General features: G+C 31.4%; 24 protein-coding genes. 14 read left to right on the top strand and 10 right to left on the bottom strand.

Going from position 1 to position 24,140, the window contains the following annotated elements; genetic code table 11:
• The first annotated feature begins 5 nt into the window (after positions 1-5).
• From WAF17_RS12065 to WAF17_RS12010, 12 genes are all read left to right on the top strand, one after another.
• Positions 6-1,511 (top strand): glutamate synthase subunit beta, encoded by a 1,506-nt coding sequence (locus WAF17_RS12065; protein ID WP_338759645.1) that lies wholly within the window; start codon positions 6-8, stop codon positions 1,509-1,511.
• 96 nt (positions 1,512-1,607) lie between these two features.
• A complete protein-coding gene (locus WAF17_RS12060) occupies positions 1,608-2,087 on the top strand; it encodes a hypothetical protein (RefSeq protein WP_338759643.1) in 480 nt (159 codons plus the stop codon).
• Positions 2,088-2,273: 186 nt separating this feature from the next.
• Entirely contained in the window at positions 2,274-3,488 is a 1,215-nt protein-coding gene (locus WAF17_RS12055; RefSeq protein ID WP_338759640.1) for an AAA family ATPase, read from the top strand.
• A gap of 36 nt (positions 3,489-3,524) precedes the next feature.
• Positions 3,525-4,244 (top strand): hypothetical protein, encoded by a 720-nt coding sequence (locus WAF17_RS12050; RefSeq protein ID WP_338759637.1) that lies wholly within the window; start codon positions 3,525-3,527, stop codon positions 4,242-4,244.
• Positions 4,245-4,455: 211 nt separating this feature from the next.
• Positions 4,456-4,998: a hypothetical protein gene (locus WAF17_RS12045; RefSeq protein WP_338759635.1), complete on the top strand. Its 543-nt coding sequence runs from the start codon at positions 4,456-4,458 to the stop codon at positions 4,996-4,998.
• Positions 4,999-5,147: 149 nt separating this feature from the next.
• Positions 5,148-6,164, top strand: a complete 1,017-nt coding sequence (pheS, locus tag WAF17_RS12040; protein ID WP_338759632.1) for a phenylalanine--tRNA ligase subunit alpha — start codon at positions 5,148-5,150, stop codon at positions 6,162-6,164.
• A gap of 134 nt (positions 6,165-6,298) precedes the next feature.
• Positions 6,299-6,721: a DUF3127 domain-containing protein gene (locus tag WAF17_RS12035; RefSeq protein ID WP_338759629.1), complete on the top strand. Its 423-nt coding sequence runs from the start codon at positions 6,299-6,301 to the stop codon at positions 6,719-6,721.
• A gap of 81 nt (positions 6,722-6,802) precedes the next feature.
• Positions 6,803-7,606 (top strand): tryptophan synthase subunit alpha, encoded by an 804-nt coding sequence (trpA, locus tag WAF17_RS12030; protein WP_338759626.1) that lies wholly within the window; start codon positions 6,803-6,805, stop codon positions 7,604-7,606.
• Positions 7,607-7,646: 40 nt separating this feature from the next.
• Positions 7,647-8,315 (top strand): DUF4328 domain-containing protein, encoded by a 669-nt coding sequence (locus tag WAF17_RS12025; RefSeq protein WP_338759623.1) that lies wholly within the window; start codon positions 7,647-7,649, stop codon positions 8,313-8,315.
• Positions 8,316-8,421: 106 nt separating this feature from the next.
• Positions 8,422-8,733: a hypothetical protein gene (locus tag WAF17_RS12020; RefSeq protein WP_338759619.1), complete on the top strand. Its 312-nt coding sequence runs from the start codon at positions 8,422-8,424 to the stop codon at positions 8,731-8,733.
• Positions 8,690-9,094, top strand: coding sequence for a DUF983 domain-containing protein (locus tag WAF17_RS12015; protein ID WP_338759616.1), 405 nt, complete (start codon positions 8,690-8,692; stop codon positions 9,092-9,094). The genes WAF17_RS12020 and WAF17_RS12015 overlap by 44 nt, the downstream gene beginning before the upstream one ends.
• Positions 9,095-9,251: 157 nt before the next feature.
• Positions 9,252-9,764: an acetyl-CoA carboxylase biotin carboxyl carrier protein subunit gene (locus WAF17_RS12010; protein ID WP_338759613.1), complete on the top strand. Its 513-nt coding sequence runs from the start codon at positions 9,252-9,254 to the stop codon at positions 9,762-9,764.
• Between the two features lie 125 nt (positions 9,765-9,889).
• On the opposite strand, the gene WAF17_RS12005 is transcribed toward WAF17_RS12010, so the two are convergent.
• Complete coding sequence (locus WAF17_RS12005) at positions 9,890-10,159, bottom strand: RNA-binding protein (RefSeq protein WP_338759610.1); 270 nt, start codon at positions 10,157-10,159, stop codon at positions 9,890-9,892.
• A 273-nt stretch (positions 10,160-10,432) separates the two neighbouring features.
• Positions 10,433-10,720 (bottom strand): RNA-binding protein, encoded by a 288-nt coding sequence (locus WAF17_RS12000; RefSeq protein ID WP_338759607.1) that lies wholly within the window; start codon positions 10,718-10,720, stop codon positions 10,433-10,435.
• A 512-nt stretch (positions 10,721-11,232) separates the two neighbouring features.
• Between WAF17_RS12000 and WAF17_RS11995 the strand changes: the two genes are divergently transcribed.
• Positions 11,233-11,772: a YceI family protein gene (locus WAF17_RS11995; protein ID WP_338759603.1), complete on the top strand. Its 540-nt coding sequence runs from the start codon at positions 11,233-11,235 to the stop codon at positions 11,770-11,772.
• A gap of 69 nt (positions 11,773-11,841) precedes the next feature.
• On the opposite strand, the gene WAF17_RS11990 is transcribed toward WAF17_RS11995, so the two are convergent.
• The 8 genes from WAF17_RS11990 to WAF17_RS11955 form a co-directional block, all read right to left on the bottom strand.
• Positions 11,842-13,680 (bottom strand): hypothetical protein, encoded by a 1,839-nt coding sequence (locus tag WAF17_RS11990; protein WP_338759601.1) that lies wholly within the window; start codon positions 13,678-13,680, stop codon positions 11,842-11,844.
• Between the two features lie 94 nt (positions 13,681-13,774).
• Positions 13,775-16,366, bottom strand: a complete 2,592-nt coding sequence (locus WAF17_RS11985) for a bifunctional UDP-N-acetylmuramoyl-tripeptide:D-alanyl-D-alanine ligase/alanine racemase (RefSeq protein WP_338759598.1) — start codon at positions 16,364-16,366, stop codon at positions 13,775-13,777.
• A gap of 70 nt (positions 16,367-16,436) precedes the next feature.
• Positions 16,437-16,766 (bottom strand): barstar family protein, encoded by a 330-nt coding sequence (locus WAF17_RS11980; RefSeq protein ID WP_338759594.1) that lies wholly within the window; start codon positions 16,764-16,766, stop codon positions 16,437-16,439.
• A complete protein-coding gene (locus tag WAF17_RS11975) occupies positions 16,766-17,710 on the bottom strand; it encodes a hypothetical protein (RefSeq protein ID WP_338759591.1) in 945 nt (314 codons plus the stop codon). The genes WAF17_RS11980 and WAF17_RS11975 overlap by 1 nt, the downstream gene beginning before the upstream one ends.
• Before the next feature lie 140 nt (positions 17,711-17,850).
• A complete protein-coding gene (locus WAF17_RS11970) occupies positions 17,851-18,453 on the bottom strand; it encodes a hypothetical protein (protein ID WP_338759588.1) in 603 nt (200 codons plus the stop codon).
• Positions 18,454-18,614: 161 nt separating this feature from the next.
• Positions 18,615-18,857 (bottom strand): hypothetical protein, encoded by a 243-nt coding sequence (locus WAF17_RS11965; protein WP_338759585.1) that lies wholly within the window; start codon positions 18,855-18,857, stop codon positions 18,615-18,617.
• Positions 18,858-19,164: 307 nt separating this feature from the next.
• Positions 19,165-22,632 carry a DUF4175 family protein gene (locus WAF17_RS11960; protein ID WP_338759583.1) on the bottom strand — a complete coding sequence of 1,156 codons (3,468 nt, stop codon included), beginning with the start codon at positions 22,630-22,632 and terminating at the stop codon, positions 19,165-19,167.
• A gap of 32 nt (positions 22,633-22,664) precedes the next feature.
• Complete coding sequence (locus WAF17_RS11955) at positions 22,665-23,123, bottom strand: hypothetical protein (protein WP_338759581.1); 459 nt, start codon at positions 23,121-23,123, stop codon at positions 22,665-22,667.
• 180 nt (positions 23,124-23,303) lie between these two features.
• Here WAF17_RS11955 and WAF17_RS11950 point away from each other — a divergent pair, with 180 nt between their 5' ends.
• Positions 23,304-24,056: a hypothetical protein gene (locus WAF17_RS11950; RefSeq protein WP_338759578.1), complete on the top strand. Its 753-nt coding sequence runs from the start codon at positions 23,304-23,306 to the stop codon at positions 24,054-24,056.
• The last annotated feature ends 84 nt before the right edge of the window (positions 24,057-24,140 follow it).

The raw sequence follows: 24,140 nt of genomic DNA, 5'->3' as shown, positions 1-24,140 counted from the left end.
ATAAAATGGGAAAACCAACAGGATTTATAGAATTTACTAGAGATATACCCACCAAAAGAAATATAAACGAAAGGGTAAAAGATTATTTAGAAGTTGAAGAAACACTTTCTAAAGACAAAGCCGTCGAACAGTCTTCACGCTGTATGGATTGTGGCGTTCCTTTTTGCCATAGTGGTTGTCCTTTGGGCAATATTATTCCAGATTTTAATGATGCTGTATATCAAAAAAACTGGGAACAGGCTTATGAAATACTCGCTTCTACAAATAATTTTCCAGAGTTTACAGGAAGGATTTGTCCTGCACCTTGTGAATCGTCTTGTGTTTTGGCAATCAATAAACCTGCCGTAGCCATAGAGGCGATTGAGCGATTTATTATAGAAAAAGCATACGAAAAAGGCTATGTAAAACCAAGAGTTCCAGAAGTACGAACAGGAAAAAAAGTAGCTGTCGTAGGTTCAGGACCAGCAGGACTTGCAGCAGCTTCACAACTCAACAAAGCAGGACATACGCTAACTGTTTTCGAACGTGCTGATGCTATTGGTGGATTGCTTCGTTATGGAATACCTGATTTTAAATTAGAAAAAAATATCATAGACCGTCGTTTGAAAATAATGAAATCCGAAGGTATTATTTTCAAAACGAATGCGAATGTAGGTGTAAATGTTCGTGTCAAAGGTTTGATGGAAGAATTTGATTCTATTTTACTTTGTGGTGGTTCTACTGTTCCTAGAGATTTGAATATTAAAGGACGAGAACTCAAAGGCGTACATTTTGCAATGGATTTTTTGAGTCAGCAAAACAAACGAACAGCAAACAAAAAACTCAACTACGACCACGCAGGAAATAGCTATCAACAAGGCGAAATTTTGGCAACAAACAAAAAAGTAGTCGTAATCGGAGGAGGAGATACAGGTTCGGATTGTGTAGGAACGTCTAACAGACACAAAGCAGAATCAGTAACACAAATCGAACTTATGCCAATGCCTCCCAAAGAACGAGCAGAAAACACGCCTTGGCCCAACTGGCCTATGATGATGCGAACTTCGTCTTCCCATGAAGAAGGCTGTGAGCGTACTTGGTCTATTCTGACAAAAGAATTTGTAGGCAATGAAAAAGGCGAACTGACAGGAGTAAAACTCGTCGATATAGAATGGAAAACAGAAAATGGAAAAATGGGTTTTGAAGAAGATCCAAAAACAGAAAGAATTGTTCCCTGTGATTTGGTGCTTTTGGCGATGGGTTTTCTACATCCAGAACGTGCTGAAATGCTAGAAGAACTAGGTGTTTTGTTAGACGAAAAAGGAAATATTCAAGCACAAAATTACCAAACTCAAAACCCTAAAGTTTTTGCAGCAGGAGATATGAGAAGAGGGCAATCGCTTGTCGTTTGGGCAATTTCAGAAGGGCGTGAAGCTGCTCGTCAGATTGATTTGCAGTTGATGGGACATACTGAATTAGAAGCAAAAGCTGTTTCTAAGTTGGATACTCAACAGAAGGTGGTTTTTGGGTAGGTTTTTCATCTGTTGTCGGTGAGGACATCGACAACGGCTTAGTACAATTTTATTTACATATCTTTGTGAAAAAACAGAATACGATTTTTTTAAATAATGAAGAAATTACTAGGTAAGTTATTGATAATTCCTGTTTTCATCGTTGGACTTTCACTAATAGAAGTTACTCCAAATAAAACTACTTTTGGTTTTTTTGCAGGGATGTGTGATGGAAATTGCGCTACAATGTATGAAGTTAGTGATAAAACTATCTTGGTTGATACAACATCTTTTTGGGATTTTAGATTCAAAGATGAAAAACTAGAAATACTCGGTCAAAAAATTATAAATCAAGAGGGTATAAAAGATTATGATTTTTATAAATTACGAGTACCTTTAATTATGATACTTGATCCTAGAAGTGGTTTTGGCTGTCCAGATTGTTATGACCAAGGTGGATATTTTTTTGAATTTGAAATATTAGGAATTAAACGACAATTTCAGATTGATAAAGGAGAAGAACCAATTTATTATCAAAATATAACTGATGATATTCGCCATAATATCAAAATCATTAATGAGCAATTAATAAAATAGAATAACTAACTTCTACCCAAACAACGCCAAAAAATTCTCCCTATTAGATTTTACAGAATATTTATTTTGGATAGTTTTTAATTGCTCACTTTGAAAACAAGCAAAAGTAATCTAAATAAAAATTTAAGAAAAATAAATTATATTTGGTTTATAGAGAATAAAAAATACCATAGACTACATTTTTATATGTTTACCAAATTCAGAGTACAAAATTTCAAGACACATTTAGACACAGAAATAGAACTCAAAGACCTTACTTTATTGATAGGTTCGAATAACTCTGGAAAAACTAATCTTTTGAAAGCGATTAGTTTTTTTTCGGAAATTGTTAGAGCTAATTTTCATAAAAGAAATGAAGAAGTCATTTTTACAAATTTGTTGAGCAATAAGCATAGTTTGCATTCTGATAAAGATATTATTTTAGGTTATGAAACAACATTAATTTATTTAGATAAAGAAGTAAAAATGAGTTATAGTCTTATAATTCATACTATTGGTTTGAATCAATTAGTAGAATTATCTGAAATAATGAGTATAGAAATTGATGAAGAAATAATAAAATTCAAAAATGAAAAATGTGATATTTATTCCTTGAAATTGCACAAATTGATTGAAGATAGCAACAACAAGACAATTAATGATTTTAAATTTAAACATAAAGTTTATGAAAAAATTAAGTCATTAGCTACTATGTATTATTTCAATTTCTATCCTCAACTACTTAGAGAACATAGCAAAATTGATAAAAATATAGAACTAAAATTTAATGAACCTAATAGAATAGATATTTCTAATTTTAATGAATTATTTGCTGCTCTTATTATTTATATCAAAGAGAATGAGAAAAATTCGTACAGTAGATTTTTGGCTTTTATAAGAACTTTCGAACCTAGTTTAATAGGAGTAGAAATAGAAGATGATAAATTAGTTTGGCAGTTTGATTTAGGAAATCATAATAGTATCAATTTTGATGCTGATGCAATTTCAGATGGACTTTTGAAAGCGACTGCTGTATCGTTGATTTGTGCCTTAGAAAAAAAGCCTTCTCTTATTATGTTAGAAGAAATCGAAAATGGAATCAATCAAAGTAAAGTTAAAGAGTTTTTAGGTTGGCTAAAATATATTTCTGATAATGGAAAAAATACACAATTTATTCTTACCTCTCATAGTCCTTCTGTAATTCGTGAGTTTTCAGATAATTTGGATTCTGTTTATACTTTTCATTTGAAAAGAAAAAAAGGATATGTTAGTGAAGTTACTAATCTAAATGAAGCTCTGAAAAAAATAAATCGTTTGGGTGTATTGAAAGAAGGAACGGTTGAGGAAGTGGATGGAGTTTTACACGTTCGAAAGTATGCACTTACCGAACTTTTTTATAATGGAATTTTAAGAGAATTATAATATAAACCTTCATCAACAGAATAAATTTATACAGAAATGATAGGAATTATTAGTGATGGAGATAGTGATTTCCATGTTTTGAAAAAACTTATAGAAGCTATTTTTGAAAAACATCACAAAGAAAATAGTTTAGAAGAAGAATTTTATAGGTTTGATAATATAGATACTATTAAAGTCGTACAAAACTACTTTCAAACTTGTAAAAAAGAAGGCTATGGTTTGCATCATAAACATACAACTCAATTTGTAGAGGATATAAATGAGTTTTTGGGAACAGCATTTCTCAAACTAGCAAATGAAAAAGGAACGTATCTTACCAATCAAGATATACTCATCTTTAATGCAGATTCTGAAATTATATTAGAAAAAACGGACTCTTATTTTGAAGAATGGTTTTACTTTGTATATCCTGTTTTGTGGAAAGCTATTGAGCATTTTTATGATAACAGAATTAAAGAAGGTTACACTTATGAATATCTACCTCTTATTTTGCCTCTCATTCCATTTCCTTGTATCGAAATTTTAGTTCGTGCAGCAATGCCAAATTACAAAGAAAAATACAGAAGTTTTAATGCAAAACCAGATTTAAAACAAGAAGTTTGGGGAACTGATAGCATTCCAATAGCCTATAATAAAGAATATTTGCAGCGAACTTTAGCAAAGCATATCATACCTCAAAATATAGAACAGGTTTATAAACACATTCCAGAAGCTAGAAAATTTATTCAAATTTTGTCTTTTAATTTGAGCAAATAAATTATCTAAACAACCCCAAAAAATTCTCCCTATTAGATTTTACAGAATATTCATTTTGGATAGTTTTTAATTGCTCACTTAGACAAAAAATGACTAATTTTGTAAAATTAAGGTATTAGTTTTTATAAAAATCATCTTGAATAACCCACGAATAATCAAGTGATTTCTTGTAAAATAATAATTTTACAGCCTTTGTCAGCGTTATAGAAAAATGAATAATTTACTTTATCCCATAAAAAATTATTTGGTCAGTCGTAAGAATAGACAAATTCGACCTTCGGCTTCCAAACACCAAACTTTGCCTTATGAGGAAGCAAAGCATTTTGGTATTTTATTACAAGTAGAAAGTGCAGAAGATGCAAAGCAAATCAGTCCCATTATAGAAAAGCTTCAAAAAGATAATAAAAAAGTAGAAGTAATATTATTTCAAACCAAAAAAATAAAAGAAGAGTTACGAGTTTCGTATCGATTTTTTTTGGTTCATCCAGAACAAATGGATTGGAGTGGAAATATGGATGTAGTGGCAGTGCAAAAATTTATTTCCACCAAATTTGACTATCTATTCTGTATCAGTAATCAAAATGTAGCTCTTTTTGAAAGAATACTTTTGCTTAGTCAAGCCAAATGTAGAGTAGGGGCGCATATTGTTGGTAAAGAGTTTTTGTATGAATGGATGGTTTTCAAAGAAGAACAAAGCACACTCTCTAGTCTTGCCAAAAATATGTTTGAATCGATAAGTACAGTTCAAGATTGATTTAGTTTCTTTAATCTACCTCATTTAGTTGTAAGAAAATTCTGTTTACAAATTCCAATATTTGCACAAAACCACTTTTTTAACGAAATTGCAACTTCATTTCAATAGAAAATAGTCTTTATTCATCAATCATTCATTGATAAAAATTTATGTTACAAGAAAAAGTAAATTTACTACTTTCAGAAGTAGAAAATTTTGAAATACAAAGTGTAGAGCAGTTAGAAACATTTCGTTTGGATTTTATAAGCCGAAACAGCAAACTTTCTACTCTCTTTGATGAATTTAAGACTGTTCCTAAAGAAGAAAAAAGAACATTAGGGCAACAAATAAACGTATTAAAACAAGCTGCTGAATCAAAGTTCCGTACAAAAAAACAGGAAATCGAAGATGCCCAAGATGCAACAGCCGGAACAGATTTAGATATTACTCTACCTGCTTCATATGAAACTTTGGGAAGTTTGCATCCCGTTTCACAGGTGCGTGATGAAATTATTCAGATTTTCGAACGCATAGGTTTCAATCTTTCTGAAGGACCTGAAATAGAATTGGATTGGTATAATTTTACAGCACTCAACTTTCCTGAAAATCATCCTGCACGAGAAATGCAAGATACTTTTTTCATCGAAAAAGATCCAGATATTTTACTTCGTACGCATACATCGCCTGTGCAAGTGCGTGTCATGAAAAATCAAAAACCACCAATTAGAACACTATCAGTTGGTAGAGTTTTTCGTAATGAAACTATTTCTGCTCGTTCGCATTGTATGTTTCATCAAATTGAAGGTTTGTATGTCAATGAAGGAGTTAGTTTTGCACAATTGAAGCAAACACTTCTTTATTTTGCAAAAGAGTTTTTCGGACAACATGCCAAAATTCGTGTTCGTCCTTCGTATTTTCCATTTACAGAACCAAGTGCAGAAGTTGATGTTTATTTAGGAACAAAAACAGAATCTGATTATCGTCTTACGAAAGGAACAGGTTGGTTAGAAATTTTGGGTTGTGGAATGGTTCATCCCAACGTTTTGGAAAATGTAAATATTGATTCTAAAAAATACAATGGCTTTGCTTTCGGAATGGGAATAGAAAGAATTGCACTCCTACGTTATGATATTCCAGATATTCGTATGCTCTTCGAAAATGAAATGCGTTTCTTGCGTCAGTTCTAAAATCAGTAACCAGTAATCAGTTAAATTTCAAATGAAATGATAATCTATACTATTTCATTTCACTTGCCGTTGTTGGTGTCTCCACCAACGACAGCATAAATTCAAATTTAAGAACTTCAAAAACTCAATATAAAATGCCATCATTCGAAACCGAGGGAACACTCATAAAAATATTTCCTACTAGCGTAAAATCAGAGCGTTTTCAGTTAAGAGAATTTGTACTCAATATAGAAGAGGGAAATTATCCACAAGAAATTATTTTCCAGTTTACACAAGATAGTTGTGATTTGTTAGACAAATTCAAAGAAGGAGAAAAAGTAAAAGTAAGTAGCTGGATTCGTGGCAAAAAATGGCAACGTTCGCCTCAAGACGAACCTCGCTGGTTTAATAGTTTGGCAGCTCGTTCGATAGAACACTCTGACCCAATGATGAGTGACATGAATCAAGATACTGCACAAAGTGGAAGTGGTGATAATCCGTTTGCTGGAGATATTCCACCTCCAACAGAAGATACTTCTTCTTCATCAGAAATGGGAGACGATGATTTGCCATTTTAAATTTTGAAATTATTTGTGTTGAAATAAAACCCAAACCCTAAGGGTCTTAGAAGACTCTTAGGGTTTTTTAGAATTAATGATATGATAGAAACAACCACAAGAAACCGTATAGATTCTCTTTTCCAAAAAAAAACAAATGGAGTTCTGACGATTTATTTTACAGCAGGTTTTCCAAAACTAGAAGATACTCGTCGTATTTTGACAGAACTTTCTGATGCAGGAACAGATTTAATAGAAATTGGAATGCCTTTTTCTGACCCAATTGCAGATGGAGAAACTATCCAATACAGCAATAAAATAGCATTGGATAATGGAATGAGTATCAAAAAAATGTTTGAGCAATTAGAAGGAATCAGAAATGAAGAAGGAAATATAAAAGAAACTCCAATTGTTTTGATGGGTTATTTGAATCCAGTTTTGCAGTTTGGAATAGAAAATTTTTGTAAAAAATGTCAAGAGATAGGTATTGATGGACTTATTTTGCCAGATTTACCATTGTTTGAATATGAATTGACCTATAAATCTGTTTTCGAAAAATATGGATTACATACTATTTTCCTTATCACACCACAGACTTCAGAAGAACGTATCAAAAAAATAGATGAGTTGAGTAATGGTTTTGTCTATATGGTTTCTTCTAATAGCACAACAGGAAACGTAGCATCAAATAATCAAAATATATCTGAAAAACAAAGTGAGTATTTTAATAAAATAAAGTCATTACAACTCAAAAACCCAACGCAAATTGGCTTTGGTATTTCTGATAAAAAATCATTCAAACAAGCTACTTCTTATGCTAACGGAGCTATTATAGGTTCAGCTTTTATTCGTCATTTAGAAAGTGGAAAAACTGTGAAAGAGTTTGTTGATTCAATTACTAGATAAAACTTTATGTTAAATCTTAATTTCTGAAATTTAAAAAATAATGGAAAGTCAAATATTAGATGATAATAGTTTGGGCGAGACAAAAGAAGAGTTGATGCGTAATAATATCAATAGAGCAAATTATGCTATTTATGCGTATAGTTTTATTCTCTTTTTATCTTTAATTGTTTTATTAGCGAATGTCTATATTATTAGTAATCCTTCTACTGAAAGTTTTTTAATATCTATAAAAAAATTTATTCTTGGGATTAACTTATTAGTCTTTATAGTAGCTTTTATTTTCTTTTTAATGTGGTTTAGAAGAGCATACAAAAATATTCAACTCATAGGATATGAAACTCAACACAAAGATGGTTGGGCAGTAGGAGGATTTTTTGTACCTGTTATTTCTCTATATTATCCTTACAATATAATAACTGAAATATGGCAGAAAATGAAACTTACAGCAGAGGGAAATGGAATAAGACATTACTTGAAAGGGGGAATCCACGGTTGGTGGTGGTTTTTTTGGTTAGTAAGCTTCATTGGTTATTATTTTTCTTTTAAAACGGAAATGAGAGGAGAAGTTGAAACCTTGCAAACTATTATTCCCACATTTGGCGATATAATTTTGAGTGTAATAGACGTTCTTGATGCCTTATTTACTGTTCTTGTAATTAAAAGTATTAGGGATACAGAAAAAGAACTACGAGAACATGGTGGTTTTTAAAATATTATGACTTTTATCACTAAATAAATTTCAAAAAATACCGAACTTTGTATGTATCAATAAGTTGAGAGATAAAATAATATTAATAAAAATAAGATATATCACTATGAAAAGCTCATTTACAAATATCAATCTTTCAAAACTACTCTTTGCTTTTGTTGTTTTGATAGCATTTACTTTCACATTCGGAATTATAGATGCCGAAGCGCAGTGTGCTATGTGTAGAGCAACCGTCGAAACTAATTACAATAATGGCGCAGGAGAAGCAAGTACACGCCTAAATTCAGGGATTTTGTACCTGTTATGTATGCCTTATATACTCATCGGAACAGTTGCTTTTTTCTGGTATCGTAATAAACAAAAAAACAAACGCAATGGAAAAAGAACGTTCAAAATTGCAAGGAATCCTGCAATGTAAATGCCCTAGATGCAGACAGGGAGATGTTTTTGAAAAACCTGCCTTTAGTCTCAATTTTGCCAAAACATACAGGAATTGTTCTGTTTGTAACCTAAAATTTGAGCGAACAATGGGTTTTTGGTGGAGTGCTATGTATGTGAGTTATGCTTTTACTGTGGCTCATTTGATTACAGTTATGGTCGCTATAAACATTCTGACCAAAGAACGTCCTGCTTTATGGGTGTTTTTCACAGCTATTCTAGGAAGTTTTATATTTTTTGTACCTGCTTATTTTAGGTATTCAAGAGTAATTGTTTTGTATTTCTTAGGAGGTACAAATTATACTACTAACCCTGAAGTTTGGGAAGCACAAGGGGAATAAAATTGACTACGGATTAAAAGTTACGAAGTGAATATGTACTTCAATTACATTTTAATTGCTATTAATCATAAGAATTAGTTTTTGATTTGTAATTGAATATTCGTAGTTTTTAATCCGTAATCCGTAATCCGTAATTTTCAATTCGTAATTAAATAAAATGCAAATCACAACAAAATCAAATACTTATCAAATCAGAACAGAAAAGAATAATTCTACTAAAACAGAATCTCTTTTTTTGAATGATAACTTAGTCGAATCAGATATTCAGAAAATCTCAGAAAGAGAATTTCATGTCTTGAGAAATAATATTTCTTATAGAGTGGAAGTTTTGAAGGCTGATTATGAGACAAAAGAATTTGAAATTCGTATCAATGGAAATATTCATACGCTAACAGCAAAAGATAGAATGGATTTGCTTTTGGAAAGCCTAGGAATGGAAAATGCAGCTTCTGCTAAAGTGAGCGATTTGAAAGCTCCAATGCCAGGGTTGGTATTAGATATTTTGATAGAAGAAAATGCAACCGTAGAGAAAGGAACTCCCCTTATGATTTTGGAAGCTATGAAAATGGAAAATGTTTTGAAAGCAACAGGCGAAGGAGTAATAAAGGGTATTCCTGTAAAAAAAGGACAAAATGTAGAAAAAGGAGCTATTTTGATAGAGTTTGAATAAAATGTTATTAAAACAAAACTACACAAAAAAGCCTTTTCAATAGCATTGAAAAGGCTTTTTTATATTCAAGAAGTAATTTTAAATCTTACCTTGAATTACATTGATGTAATTAAACCAATAGTTTCTTAGTAAGCATTGTTATAGCTTCTATTTTCTCTAGGAATGGCTTTTTTTACTTGGATTTCACGAGAACTAAGTTCAATACCATTTAATTCTTCGATAGCTGCTAAGCCATCTTCTTCTGTTTCCATTTCTACGAAACCGAAACCTCTTGAACGACGTGTTTCACGGTCTGTAATGATTTTTGTTGATGTAACTACACCAAGCTCTGAAAATACTGCCTCTAATTCTTCTTCTGAAATAGAATAAGGCAAATTTGATACGTAAATATTCATAAAACTAATTAACTGTAAAAAATGAAAGAGTATAAGATTACTCTTTCCGTCTATAAGGTAACAAAAAAATATTGCAATTCCTATTTTTACTTAGCATTTTATAATTACAAGAGTATTCATGCCTGATAATAAAAAAAAGCAACTCTCTTTCGAAAGTTGCTTTCTTATCGTCAATGTATAAATTAAAAATTTTACACTGAGCAAATATATTGATTAAATTAAAAACAGGTTAGTAAGAAACTATAACTATCGATAACTAATCAATTGTTTTGTTTAGTAGTCACGACGACCACCACCAAAGTTTCCACCACCTCTGTTTTCTCTAGGAATGGCTTTTTTTACTTGGATTTCACGACCTTTAAGTTCGATTCCATTCAATTCTTCGATAGCTGCTTCGCCATCTTCTTCTGATTCCATTTCAACGAAACCAAAACCTCTTGAACGGTGTGTTTCACGGTCTGTGATAATTTTTGTTGATGTAACTACACCAAGTTCTGAAAATACAGCCTCTAATTCTTCCTCTGAGATAGAATAAGGCAAATTTGATACGTAAAGATTCATAAAACTAATTAACGAAAAAAACTAATAAATGAAGGATCTAAGTTGTTCCTTCACTTCAAATATACAAAAAATAATTACGAAAATACTACTTGTGTTGAATATTTTTTGTTTTTTTTAACACTAAGGTTTTTCAGAAGCTTATCAATATTTTTTTCAAATCAAATAGAAGAAATAGATTGCTAATGAGCTGTTTTAGGATACTGACCTACATCAATACATTATTTTGGCTGATAGTATGCTTTAAAGTATGAAGCTTTTATAGATTTATTTGGAAAAATAATTGTCTATACAACTAAAATAATTCACTTTAATTAATTGCAAGGGGAGAATGAGGCATTAAAAACAAATTTTTTTTGAAAAAATAATTGTATATACAACTATTTTTTTATCTTTGCGTATAACTAAGCAAGAGCAACGAACTAACAGAAGGAATAACTTCAAAATTTTTATTTTTTCTGCTATTATTTGTTCTATCATTTTTTTTAATCACTTTCAGACAAACACTTTTTATTATGGCTATTTGGAATATTGACCCAATGCACACTGAAATTCAGTTCAAAGTAAAACACCTTGTAATCTCTACCGTAACAGGTTCTTTTCAAGAGTTTTCAGGAAAATTAGAAGCTACTAAAGATGACTTAACAGATGCTCAAATTTCTTTTGAGGCAAACATAGACAGTATCACAACAGGAAACGAACAGCGTGATGGACACTTGAAGTCGGATGATTTTTTTAGTGCCGAAAAATTCCCTAAACTTACTTTTGAATCTACTTCTTTTGAAAAAAAATCAGGGGATGAGTATGAGTTAAAAGGAAACTTGACTATTAAAGGCACAACAAAACCAGTTACATTAGATGTAGAATATGGTGGAACAGCAGATGATATGTACGGAAACACAAAAGCAGGTTTTGAGCTAAAAGGAAAAATCAATCGTAAAGATTTTGGTCTGACTTGGAATGGCGTAACTGAAGCAGGTGGCGTAGTAGTAAGTGATGAAGTAAAATTACTTATGAACGTACAAGTTGCAAAGGTAGTAGAAGAAACAGCTTAGAGTTAAATTAGTGGAGAGTAGAGAATAAAAACGACATTGCTTCTTTTGAAGGAATGTCGTTTTTTTGATTTAAGGATATTTTGGGAATAATTCAGGTTGATTTTTATTCAAATATTCGTATTGCGATTTTGAGAGGAAAATATAACCTGCTGCTTGTATATCATCTATACATACGTAAATTTTCCCATCTACATTGTTTTCCTTTATTGCTGACTCTATCAATTCCATAAAATGAGGAGCTAACCAATCACTTTTTATTCTTAGATCTGCTTTATATGTCTTTCCATTAAAATCAAAAGAATAAAAACAGGTTTTTTTTCTTGTTTCAATACTGTTCCAAAAAGAATCTTCTATGTTTGTAGGCACAAATTTTCCTCTACTTATTTCTCCAAATTCTTGAGTAAGTTCTTCATAAGGGTTTTCCAAATTGCCAGATTCCCAATCAAAAAAAATAATTTGTTTTGGAAATAACATCAAAATATCTGAATACGTACTTATTTCATTTTGCTTAATTTTTTCTTTTCCTTCCTTTATTTCTGCTTCTGAAAGGTGTGAAAACAAACCTATTTCTTCATATTCAGCAATTATTTTTTCTACGTTTTTAGTATTGAATCTGTTATCATGTATTTCGGTAGATAGAAATGAGGCTTCTATATCAGAGTAGTACTCTTCTAGTTTTACATCTGAAAAATAAAAACTCTCAATTTTATATTTCCATAATCTTCTTTGTTCTTTTGTCAAGAGGATAATACCAAATTCATTCTCATCACGGTTAGGATTGTTTGTTTTTTCGGCAAAATAAAGCCTTGTATCAGAGTTTTGGTCTGACAAGAATTTATTTACAATCTTATGAAAGTTATGAGCAATTTTCAAAGTAGAATCTGGTTTTTCGTCTGCTCTTAAATAGTCATATAAAACAGAATGCGTATAATGAACAGAATCAACATCGAAAGAAATAATTAAATTCTGTGTGTCCAAACCTCCATAACTTGATTTTTCAATTTTTAAATCTATTTTGAAACTCTGAAAATAAAATTTTGGAATAACCTCTTTCATTTCCTCAAAAATAGATTTATAGGCTTTTTCTACATCATTTGAATATTCTTTCAAATTGAAAGTTTTTGCGTTGTTACAGTAGAAAATAAACTCATAAAGTTTTTTTAACTCCCATTTTTGATATGAATTGATTAGTTTTTCTTTGTTAGATTGAGAAATAACGTTTCCTTTTTCTAATTTATTGATGAGTTCAATTTGTTTATTTTTTTCATTTTCAAACTTTTGATAAAATTCAACTGTATCCAAAGCTGCTGAACAAATATATCCTTCTGTTGAAAGATTTCCATTTTTAAATTCTTTATATACATCTTCAAAAACCAAACTATCAATAAGACCAATTTTCAATAAATCATTCAAAGTGCGAGTGCGAGTTTTTCCTAAAACACTTCTTTTTTCACTAATAAACCCATGTTCTTTTAAGCGAGAAACCATAGGAAAAACAATAAAGCCTTTTGTTTCAGATTTTTGTGGGTCTTCATCTTCAATTTTGGGTTCTATTTTATGCCATTCTTGTTTATTAAACTCTTCTTCCATTTTCTTTAATAGTTTTTCGTACTCTTCTATTTCTTCTTTTGTTGGAATGGCTGAAGAAGATTTTTGTCTATTATGTCTTGTATTTTTATCGAAAGGTATATCTCTATCCATTCCCATTCTATACATCAAATCTACTTGAAACATATTGACTAATTGTTGCAACACAAAACTCTTCTCTATACTATCACTTTTATTTTTTGTGCAATTTTTCTCTAACTCTTGAAGTAACTGTTTTTCTCCTTTTTTAGATAACAATTCTATTTCATAAAGCTCGTGAGCTATTTTTTTTGCTTCTTCAAAAGTTAGATTTTGTGCCATTAGTGTAGAAGTAGAAAATAGAATGAATAATATATTTTTTCATCTTTGAAATAATTTGTACTCTGAAATTAACTGGTAACTGATTACTGCAAAATTAGTCTGCATAAAAAATTCGTTTCACACGCTCACTTACATTGGTCAAGATTTCATACGGAATAGTGTCGATGGTATTGGCAAGGTCGGTTACAGTAGGGTATTCTCCAAAAATAATTACTTCATCGCCCTCTTTTGCCTCTTCAATATCAGTAACATCTACCATACACATATCCATACAAATATTTCCAATCGTAGGAGCGAGTTCTCCATGCAAATATACTTTTCCAACTCCATTACCAAAACGCCTATCATAGCCATCAGCATAACCAATGGCAATCGTAGCAATTTTTGAGATACGTTCTACTCTTCCTTTTCTTGAATAACCGACACTATCGCTTGGATGAACTACTTTTATTTGTGAAATTGTTGCTTTCAATGAACTAATTGGCAATAAATGTTCTTGTGCCTTTTTGGAAGAATCAACACCATATAATCCCAAACCCAAACGTACCATTTCAAAATGGGCATTTTTGAAGCGAATAATTCCTGCTGAATTGACGGCATGACGAAGGAAAGAATAACCTAATTGTTGTTCTAATTCGGCAGCCCATTCTTCAAATTCTTTGATTTGCTGACGTGAAAAATCGTCCATTTCTCCATCATCGGCAGCAGCCAAATGAGTAAAAACACTTGCGACTTCTAAGGATTCTCCAACAGATTGAATCAAACCCAATAAAACAGGTAAATCATTGGTTGCAAAACCCAAACGATTCATTCCTGTATCTAATTTCAAATGAATTTTGAATACATCTTTTACATCTGCCCCAAAGTCTGCTAAGTTTAGTTCATACGTTTTTTCTTTTGCATATTCTGCATATCTTTTGAGTGTAGCAACGCTATAAATTTCGGGTTCTAGGTTATGTACAAACATCTTCTCAAAACTATCTACTGACGGATTCATTACCATAATTGGCGTTCTGATTCCTTCATTTCGCAGCGCAATTCCTTCATCTACATACGCCACAGCCAAATAATCTACTCTATGATATTGCAACAGATGAGCGATTTCGAAATTTGTTCCACTTCCATAACCAAAGGCTTTTACCATTGCCATTACTCTTGTTCTGGGAGAAATAAGCGAACGGAAATAATCCAAATTATGCGCTAAATTATTGAGATTGATTTCTAGTTTTGTGCCGTGAACTTTTAGCTCTAAAGCATCTACAATTTTCTCAAACTCAAATCTTCTTGCTCCTTTTATCAAAATAGCTTCATTACCAAAACGAATTTCTCCATCTGCAAAATCACTCAAAAAATCTTCTGTTGTGGCAAAAAACTGAGTATCAATCAACGTTTCTGTATCTGGAATAAGTGTTCTTTTTATATTTTCACCAACAGCAATCACACGTTCTACTCCCTTTTTGGCGCAGAGTTGAAATATTTTTTCATATAACCCTTTTTGATTTTCTTCTGGCATATCCGACAAAATAACGGTTCGTTTTGGTTTGTTACTTTGCTGCAAAAGAAAGTCTAAAGCTACATTTAGTCCTGCAAAATCATTGTTGTAAGTATCATCAATTAAGCTACAATTAAAAAGACCTTGTTTGAGTTCAAGACGCATTTCTACAGCTTTTAGCTTATTTATTTTTTCTTGAATTTCCTTTTCTTTATACTCAAAGAGTAGCATCGTAACAATACAATGAAGACAGTTTTCTACGTGAGCAGGATTAGAAAAAGGTAAGTAAAAATTAAGTTTTTTGTCGGTATGAGGGTCATACAATCCAACATTTACGCCTCCCACATTTGGGTCAAGGTAGCGCATATCAACAGCAGAAGGATAGATAGCCACATCTTGAGTAGTCCAACCAAAAAAATGAGGGTCGCCTTTTCGTTCTTTTAGATAAAGAATCGCTGTATTTACTGCTGAATAAATATCTCTTGAAATCAAGAATTTACAATGCTCAAAAAGCTTTGCTTTTTCAGTTGCTTTTTCTATTCTGTTTTCAAAACCATCATCATGTGCGCTTCCTAAATTTGTGAAAATACCGATATTAGGTTGGATAATTGGTTCTAAATATTCCATTTCATTGGGCTGCGAAATTCCTGCTTCAAAAATGGCAAGTGTATGTTCTTCTGAAAGCTCCCAAACTGACAGAGGAACTCCAATTTGAGAATTATAACTTTTAGGGCTTTTGATAATCTGAAAACTATCTGATAAAAGCTGTGATAACCATTCCTTAATAATTGTTTTTCCATTACTACCCGTAATTCCGATAACAGGAAGTTTGAATTGTTTTCTGTGGTGGGCAGCCAGTTCTTGCAAGGCACGAATGCTATTTTTGACAAGTAAAAATTGTGCATCTTGAACGATGAGTAATTCTTCTTCATTGAAATGCCTTAAAGCAGCTTCTTTGTCTTCAATAATAAAACATCGAACGCCTTTTTTATAGAGACTTTTTATAAAATTATGTCCATCTTGTCGTTGTCCTTTTATGGCAAAGAATATAGTGTCGTGAGGAATGGCAAGTTTACGACTGTCTGTCAAGAGCTGTTTGTAGCGAAACTCTTTGTAATAATCAGTTATATAAGCAACATTAGAAACGAGCGAAGAAGTAGGCATAAATTCGTTTTTGATATAATTTTGGTTCAAGAACGAAAAGATACGAAATTTTGAAGTATTGAGTAATAAAAAATCTTATTAAATAATGATTTATTTTTGATTAAGAATTACCTACATATTCTACAATCAAATCATTTTCTTTGCCTTTCCAATGGTCTTCTAAGTGTTCAATCACAGAAAAAAAACCTTCATAATCATTTCTATTTTTCTCTACTTTATTCATATTCTTGATGATGAGTTTATAGTTTTTTTGTTCTATCCATTCCAAACCAGTCAAAAAATCATTTAAAGCATCAAGATTAGGAACAGAAGAAGGAATAGAAAAAGTAAGACTAAATTCTTCTATCAAATTTTTATAGCCTTTACATTTAGAAGCGTTTATTTCTGTTACGAAATACTCTTTGTCTTTTATTTTTTCTGTGTATTGCATTATCTACCTACCCAATAACTTTTGAGAGAACAACGATAAGGATTCCACGTGTTATAAATGCTCCTATCATAAAGTTTAAACTTATCAAAAAGACGCTTTTTGCAACGTACTTCTACAATAATACTCGTTAGCGAACCACCCATTTGCTCAAGCTCAAATTCTTCATTAGGATATGTTTTTGCTATTTCTTTACGCATTTTTTGTAGCAAACTTTTTCTTTTTTCACTACAATGAGTTGTATTTTCTGGACAATTATATTCAAATCTAAAATTACCTTCATATTCTGTCCACTTGGGAGTTTCTGTCATTATTAAATTTTCATTATTCTTTAAAAGATTATTTCTATACTCCCTTGCTTTAGCTATTGAGTCAAACTGTTTTTCGCCACTCAATGGTTTTTTCAAACGCCCTAAAAAATGTCTTAATTTCTCTGAATCAAAATGAAAATCTCCACTTTTTGTAACGATTGTATTACATTGCAAATTGACTGATACACTTTCAACTTCTAAACCGTCTTTACAAATATAAATACGATAATGATAGCCACAAGCAAAATGTGGGTCTGGTTCTGAAAATACCCACTCATTTTTAAATTCATTTAGGATATCAATTTTATCAGTATAAAACTCTCCCAAAGTATCACACAAGGTTTTCACATGTCTGTCGTGTTCTCCAATAGTGCCGAGAATATAATATCCACCTTTATCAAAATTATAATCTTTGAATATTTGTGTTTGAGTGCCATCAAGTTTATAAGTTTTGTGGACTAAATCTTTAGTAAAGCTAGAGTCTTTAATTACTTGTGTTTGATTTTTATCAATTTTAGGTTCTCTTTGAATCTGTTTTGTAGTGATGCTAAAATTTCTAGCTATACTTTTAGAAGTTTGCTTTTCAGCACAACCAAATAAAAAACAGACTAAAAATAGCAAAGTTATTTTTTTCATAAAATAGATATTTTACTCCTCCAACTTCTTAAAATACTCATTCACTTGCTGCTTGTAATATGAACCAAGAGCAAAGGTAGATTTATGAGAAAGAAAACAATCATTTTACCTAAGCTCATGGGTATTTATATTTTTGGTCATCAAATAGCAGGACTTTCTTTTTTAAAAATTAAATTCCCTGATTCTTCCTCTACTATGATTGTAGAGTCATTTACAATCTTCATATTTAACTCATACTCACCCGTAGAATCCGATCCATATATCTCTCTTTCATTGAGAAAAAAGTAATTCCATTCAAATACAGAGTAATCATAATTAGCTGTATCTTTGTTTACTGTTTCAACATTTATTGTAAGTAAATCATTCGATATGACCCTTAACATTAATACTGCATTGCTATCTACTTCACTCTTCCAATTACCTTTTAAATTTTCATGTAAATTTACTGTTTGAGATACATCTTCATTATTTGTTTTTTTTAATATAAGAGCTAATCCAAAGTAAGCAGAAATGGAAATTAAACAAATTATTGATACAGACTTCCAAGATATATCACTTAAATCTTTAAAAAAGTAAGGTAAAGCAACAAATAAAAGACCTCCTACAACAGCAAAAGCAGTACTGAATATAATACTTTTCATACTAGACCCAAAAGATATGTCAAGAAATAGCATTGGAAATAACATAAATAATATTGTAAAAAAAGCAGTTAAGAAAGCGAAAGGTTTTGCTTTATTATCCATAGCAATTGAATTTTTGAGATAGTTTTTTGTTCTATTTTTTATTGAATTACAATATTATAAAAAAGGTATTATATAGTTTTGAATTTAAGTAAAATTACTCATTCCTACTTCTTAAAATACTCATTGACTTACTGCTATTTGTGATAAAGGTTATACGAGGGTCATTTTTTATCTTTTATGAATCTATCAGCATCATTCAAAGGTAAAGGAAGGCTTATAGTATGAAAATACCTATTATGAAAAATTAATAGACTATCTCCTATTTCAAAATCAAAAAGTTCTTCACCTATTATATTAACTTCATATACTTCATTCTTCACAACATATTCAGTATCGTCTCCTTCAAACATATAATATACCTCATTGTCATCCACACCTGTTACCACACCTAGAGTATGCTCCACTAAATTTTTATTCAACAGATGATTATAAAGTATGCCTCTGTATATAGGAAGAAATATGATGGTTAATAGATGTAAACCTAAGCCTAAAAAAACAATCAAAGTCTTGATCTTATATAATTTCCAGTATAAATATTCTCCAAAACATATAATTAGTGCCAAAATCAACAAGAAAGAAAACGTTTTTGAGTAGCCTATTCCTAAAAAAAACATAGCAAAAACCCATGATAAAAATTGTGATATAGCACAACTTATCATGATGATATAATCCTTCGTGTTATTATTTTCTGTCTTCACCTAATTTATAATTTTACTCCTCCAATTTCTTAAAATACTCATTCACTTGCTGCTTGTAATACGGACTAAGCGTAGGAGGAATCGTTTTTAAAAGTTCGATTTGTTGTTCCTTTTGCTTGAAATATTCCTCAAACTGTGGTGGAACTCTTCTTTTTGTGGCTTTGGCTTGTTCGGCTTCTCGTTTTTCATCTAAATCACGTTCTCTTTCGGCTTTTTCAGACTGTAAAAGGCGTGTCATAATTTGCTTTTGGCGTTCGATGAGTTCTTGAGTTAGGCGTTTGTTTACTAGGTCTTCTTCGGTTTTTTCCATGTCTTTTATCATCTTAGACATATTGCCACCGTTGCCCATAGAGCCACCATCTTGGTTTCCGTTTTCGCCACCTTCGCCTTCTCCCATTCCGTTTTGTCCTTTCTGTCCTCCTTCTTTTCCTTCCTTGCCGTCTTTGCCTTTACCCTCTTTTCCGTCCTTACCTTTTCCTTGTTGCATAGCTTTTTGTAAGGCACGGCGCAAGGCTTCTTGTTGTGCTGCTATTTTGGCAAGACCTTCAGAAAGCTGCCTTCCCGATTTTCCACTTTTCTTTAGGTTTTCTATCTGCTGATTGATAGATTGCTGCATTTCACTCATCGATGGACTTCCACTTGGTTTACCTGACTTTGGTTTTCCCATTCCCATCGACGACATAGATTGTTGCATCTGTTCCAAAACATCATTGAGCATCAACGCCAAATTATTAATTGAAGTCATCACAGATTGCTGACGACTAGCCAACATACGAGGGTTTTTACGGTCTTTTACTTCTTGCGTAACCTGTCCCATATAATCATTCATATCGGTAAGTTCACGCATAACGAAGCTCTCAATCTGAAAAACACGTTTTGCAAGTGTACGCAGACTATCCTCCACAATTTGAGCATCGTCTTTGAGTTTTAATTGATCTTGACTAAGCGTAATATATTTTGGGTCTCGCTGGTCAATTTCATTAAAACCATTCATAATTTCTTCCTGCTCAAAAGAGAGTTTTAATAGATTTTCCAAAAGCTGACGCAAATCATCATAATCTTCTTGCGCTTGTTCCATTTCAGAAGAAGAGGTCATTTGTTTCATCTGTTGTGCCATTTGTTCCATTTTTTCACCTGCATTTTCTTGCGATTGAGAAGCTTTCTCCTTTTCATTATTTTGAAGTTGCTCCTTACTTTGCTCTTGCTGCTCGGTTACTTCCTCCTCTTTTTTCTTGGTTTCTTCTAAATCTTTCGGAGTTTTGAGTTCTTCATTCATTTTGTCAAGCTCTTCCATTTGCTCTTTCATTTCCTCAAATTTCTCATTCAACTCCTCTTGTTTTTCAGACAAAAGACTATCTGCCTTTTCTTTTTCTTCTTTCGACAGACGACGGTCTGTCTCTTCTTTCTGTTGTTGTTCTTTGGTTTCTTCGGCAAGGTCTTTTTGTTCTTCGGCTAGTTCTTCAAGCTGCTCCGCAATGTCTTTCATTTTTTTATCGACCTCTAGTTTTTTGAACATTTCAAGTGTTCGGTCAAGCTCTTTTTCAAGGTTCATTTCTTTGTTTTGGAGCTTTTCCAAGACTTCTTTTATCTCCTCACTATTGGTTTCTTCATTCAAAAGTTCTTGTAATTTGTCATACAACTCTTTTGTTTTCTCATCCATGAGTTCGTCCATGAGTTCTTGCAGTTTTTTAGATTTTTCTGCAATTCGCTCATCTTGTTCTGTAAATTTTTCTTGCTGCTCATTGAGCTTTTTGTTTTGCTCTTGCATCTTTCTGATGTCTTCTTCAAGCTGTTTTTTGTCTTCCAAAAGCTTTTCTAGTTCCTTTTGTTCTTGCCAACTTAGTTTTTTCTTACCCTTCAAGTCTTCGGCAAGTTTTTCTATTTTTTTGTTTAATTCTTTGGCATCTTCTAGCGTTTTATCGATTTGTGATTCTGCGCTTTTACTTGTTTCAGCCACCGATTCACGCATTTCTGACTCTTTCGGAATTTGGAAACGGTAACTTCCTGTTTTGCTGCTTTTACGACCACGAACGGCATCATTATCCCAAACTTGCACAAAGTATTCTAACTCATCTCCTGCTTTCAGTTCAAGAGGTTCTAATTCCACTTGATGAAAATATTGCTGATTAATAGCATTTGGATTGAAATTAAGAGACAAAGATTTATATTTTGAAACTTTCTTTCCAGAACGAACACGATAATTGAAACGCAAATTTGTAATTCCATAATCGTCTGAAATATTTCCTCCCAACATCAAATAATCGTACATCACAGAATCTTGAAACTGATTAAGCGAAACCTTCGGAAATTCATCTTGAATAACTGTCAGTAAATAGCTAATCTTTTCTTTATTTTTACTGTATTTATTCTCCAATTCTATTTCAAAGGCTTCGGATTTCAAAGCTGTGGTTTGAAGTAAAAATCCGTCCTCTTCTTTTTTGGCTGTTTTGACATTGATAGAATCATCTGAAATAATCGAAACAAAATTTAATTTTTCGGTTTCTTGTGTCTGAAAACGCCACTCAATTTGCGTTCCTGCTGGAACGATGAGATTTCCTGTATTTTCTAAACGTTCATCTTTTTTTCCTGTGTAGTTTGGATAATTTAGATATGCCACAAAATTGCGAAGTTGTGGACGCTCACGCACAATAATTTCATACATTTTTGAAGTATAACCTTCGCCATCTAATGAAAACTCAAATGGACGTTGAATATTTGTAAACTGATACGAATACGAAGAAGCCGAATTTTTATCTAACTTAATTTTACGACCATTTTCTGTAATCAAAAATATTTCATTTGGAAATGCTTCTCCACTAAGATTTACATCAAAATTCAAATCTTCTCCCTTAAAGGCAATCAGTTGTTTTGTATCTAATGAAAACTGAAAAGGAGCTTTTGGAGCAAAATCTTGTTCATAATTTACCAAACGAACAGCACTTGCTTTATAAAAATCCAAATCCCAAACCAAAAAAGCAGCAATCAAGACAATAGGAATAAATAAAAATCTCAAATAACGACGATTTTGTTCGTATTCAATGGCATCAGCAAAGGAAATAGGCGCAAATTGAGAGGCTTTTTGTTCAATACTGGCTTGGTACAAATCTGAATTTTGAGGGTTCGAATTTGTAGAATGAAGTTGCAAAACATTCAATAAACGGTCTTGCACTTGTGGAAAATATTTTCCGATTTGTTTTGCAGCTTCGTTGTGAGGAAGCTGTTTGTCCATCGTAAAAAGCTGATAAATCGGAATAATTACCCAATAGACAAGGGAAAAAATACTGACCGAAATAAAACTATAAAACAAAACAGCTCTAAAAGTAGAACTGAAATTACCAAAATATTCCAAAATACTCACAATGGCAAAAGCACCTAGAAATGCCGAAATAGCAAGTAGAGAACCTTTTAGGAGTAAATTTTTATAATATTTTCTTTTATAGGACTGGATATTGGCATATAACGCCTCTATTGATGTTTTCATTTTTAAATTTATCTTCTTTAACTAAATGATATTTATAATTTTTTTAAAAACTTACTAAATTCTTTTAGGTTCATATCTTTCTCAATTTCTTTAGTATTCTTAGATATATCGTAGAGAATTTCTGTTGCTTTTTTGCTTTCTCTAGCCAAAACATTCAATTTTGACTGAATTACGTATGTATTTTCTCCCTTCTCTTGTACTAATTTGTATCCTTTTTTATCTATCAATTTCAGAATTTTTTGCTTTTCTTCTTTCTGATTATCCTCCATCTTGTGGAAAAAAGTACGTGAGGCTTCTTTGGCTCTTGCTTCCAAATCCTTATCTCCGTTGATTTTATCTTTATACATTAGTAAAATACTATCTTCAAGAGCGTATCTATAATCCAAAGGCTCAAACTCCTCAAAGTAAAAACTTTTTTGGTTTTCTTTTTCTTGAAAAACAGAAAAACTAGATAATAGGCAGATAACAAAAATAAAAAGATACTTTAACATTTTTTGATTTTTATAGAAAGATATAATAATAACTACACAATATAATCAATTCAAAATTAGATTGAAAAAATAGCGTACTTTAAAAAAGTTAAAGTTTAGTAATGCTGTTTAATAAAAATATATGCACAATATTTGAACAAAATCAAATATCATTTTACTTTTAAAATAAAGATAAAAATTATGAAAAATACTTTTAAAACTTTTGTATGTATATTATTTTTAGTTGCCTTATCGACTTCCACATTTGCTCAACTAGACAAAAAAGAGAGATTAGTTTATAAACTTATAGACAGGAATAATGCAAAAAAGTTAGAAAAATTAATGGATAAAGATGCTACTTTCAAAGAGTATGTTCTCAATTATTACAGCAAAACAGAAAGAACCTATCTGAAATATGCCATTGATGAGTGTAAGCTAAAAGTAGTAGATTTACTTGCTAAGAACAAAGCTATTATAGGATATACAGAAGAAAACTCAGAAGAAATCTTAGATATTTATATAGATGATTTGAGTTGTTTCCTTTCTGAAAAAAATCAAAAATGTTTGATTTCGTCCTATACTATGCTTGTGGAAAATGACTATGTACGTGTTAGACCTACTTTGTTGGGAAGGCTAAACTGTTACTTTGATGTTGTTCCTGAATGGTATATCGTAATGCAACCAGTCGTAAAAGCATTAATAAGTAAAGGTTTAAAGGCAGAAAAGAATGTTATAAATATTACAGGAGAAAGAGAAAATTATCTCTTAGAACTTTGTAAATTAGAAAAGTTAGAAACAGAAGAAGGGATAGAAAAGCATACCAAAACAATACGAAATTATATCTTATTTCTAAGAGAACAAGGAGTAGATTTTGAAACAGTAATTAATGATAAAAAACCCATTGAATTATTAAGTGAAGACTTCAAAACTAAACTAAAATCTTTATCAAAGTAATTCTTCTTGCCCTTGTTGGTGTCACTACAAGCGACATAATGTCAATCAATAACTATACAAGATAATCAATTTGATAGAGTATTA

The organism is Bernardetia sp. ABR2-2B (assembly GCF_037126435.1).
Taxonomy (GTDB): Bacteria; Bacteroidota; Bacteroidia; order Cytophagales; family Bernardetiaceae; genus Bernardetia.
Note: the sequence above shows the minus strand (reverse complement) of the source record. Positions and strands in the feature narration are given on the sequence as shown.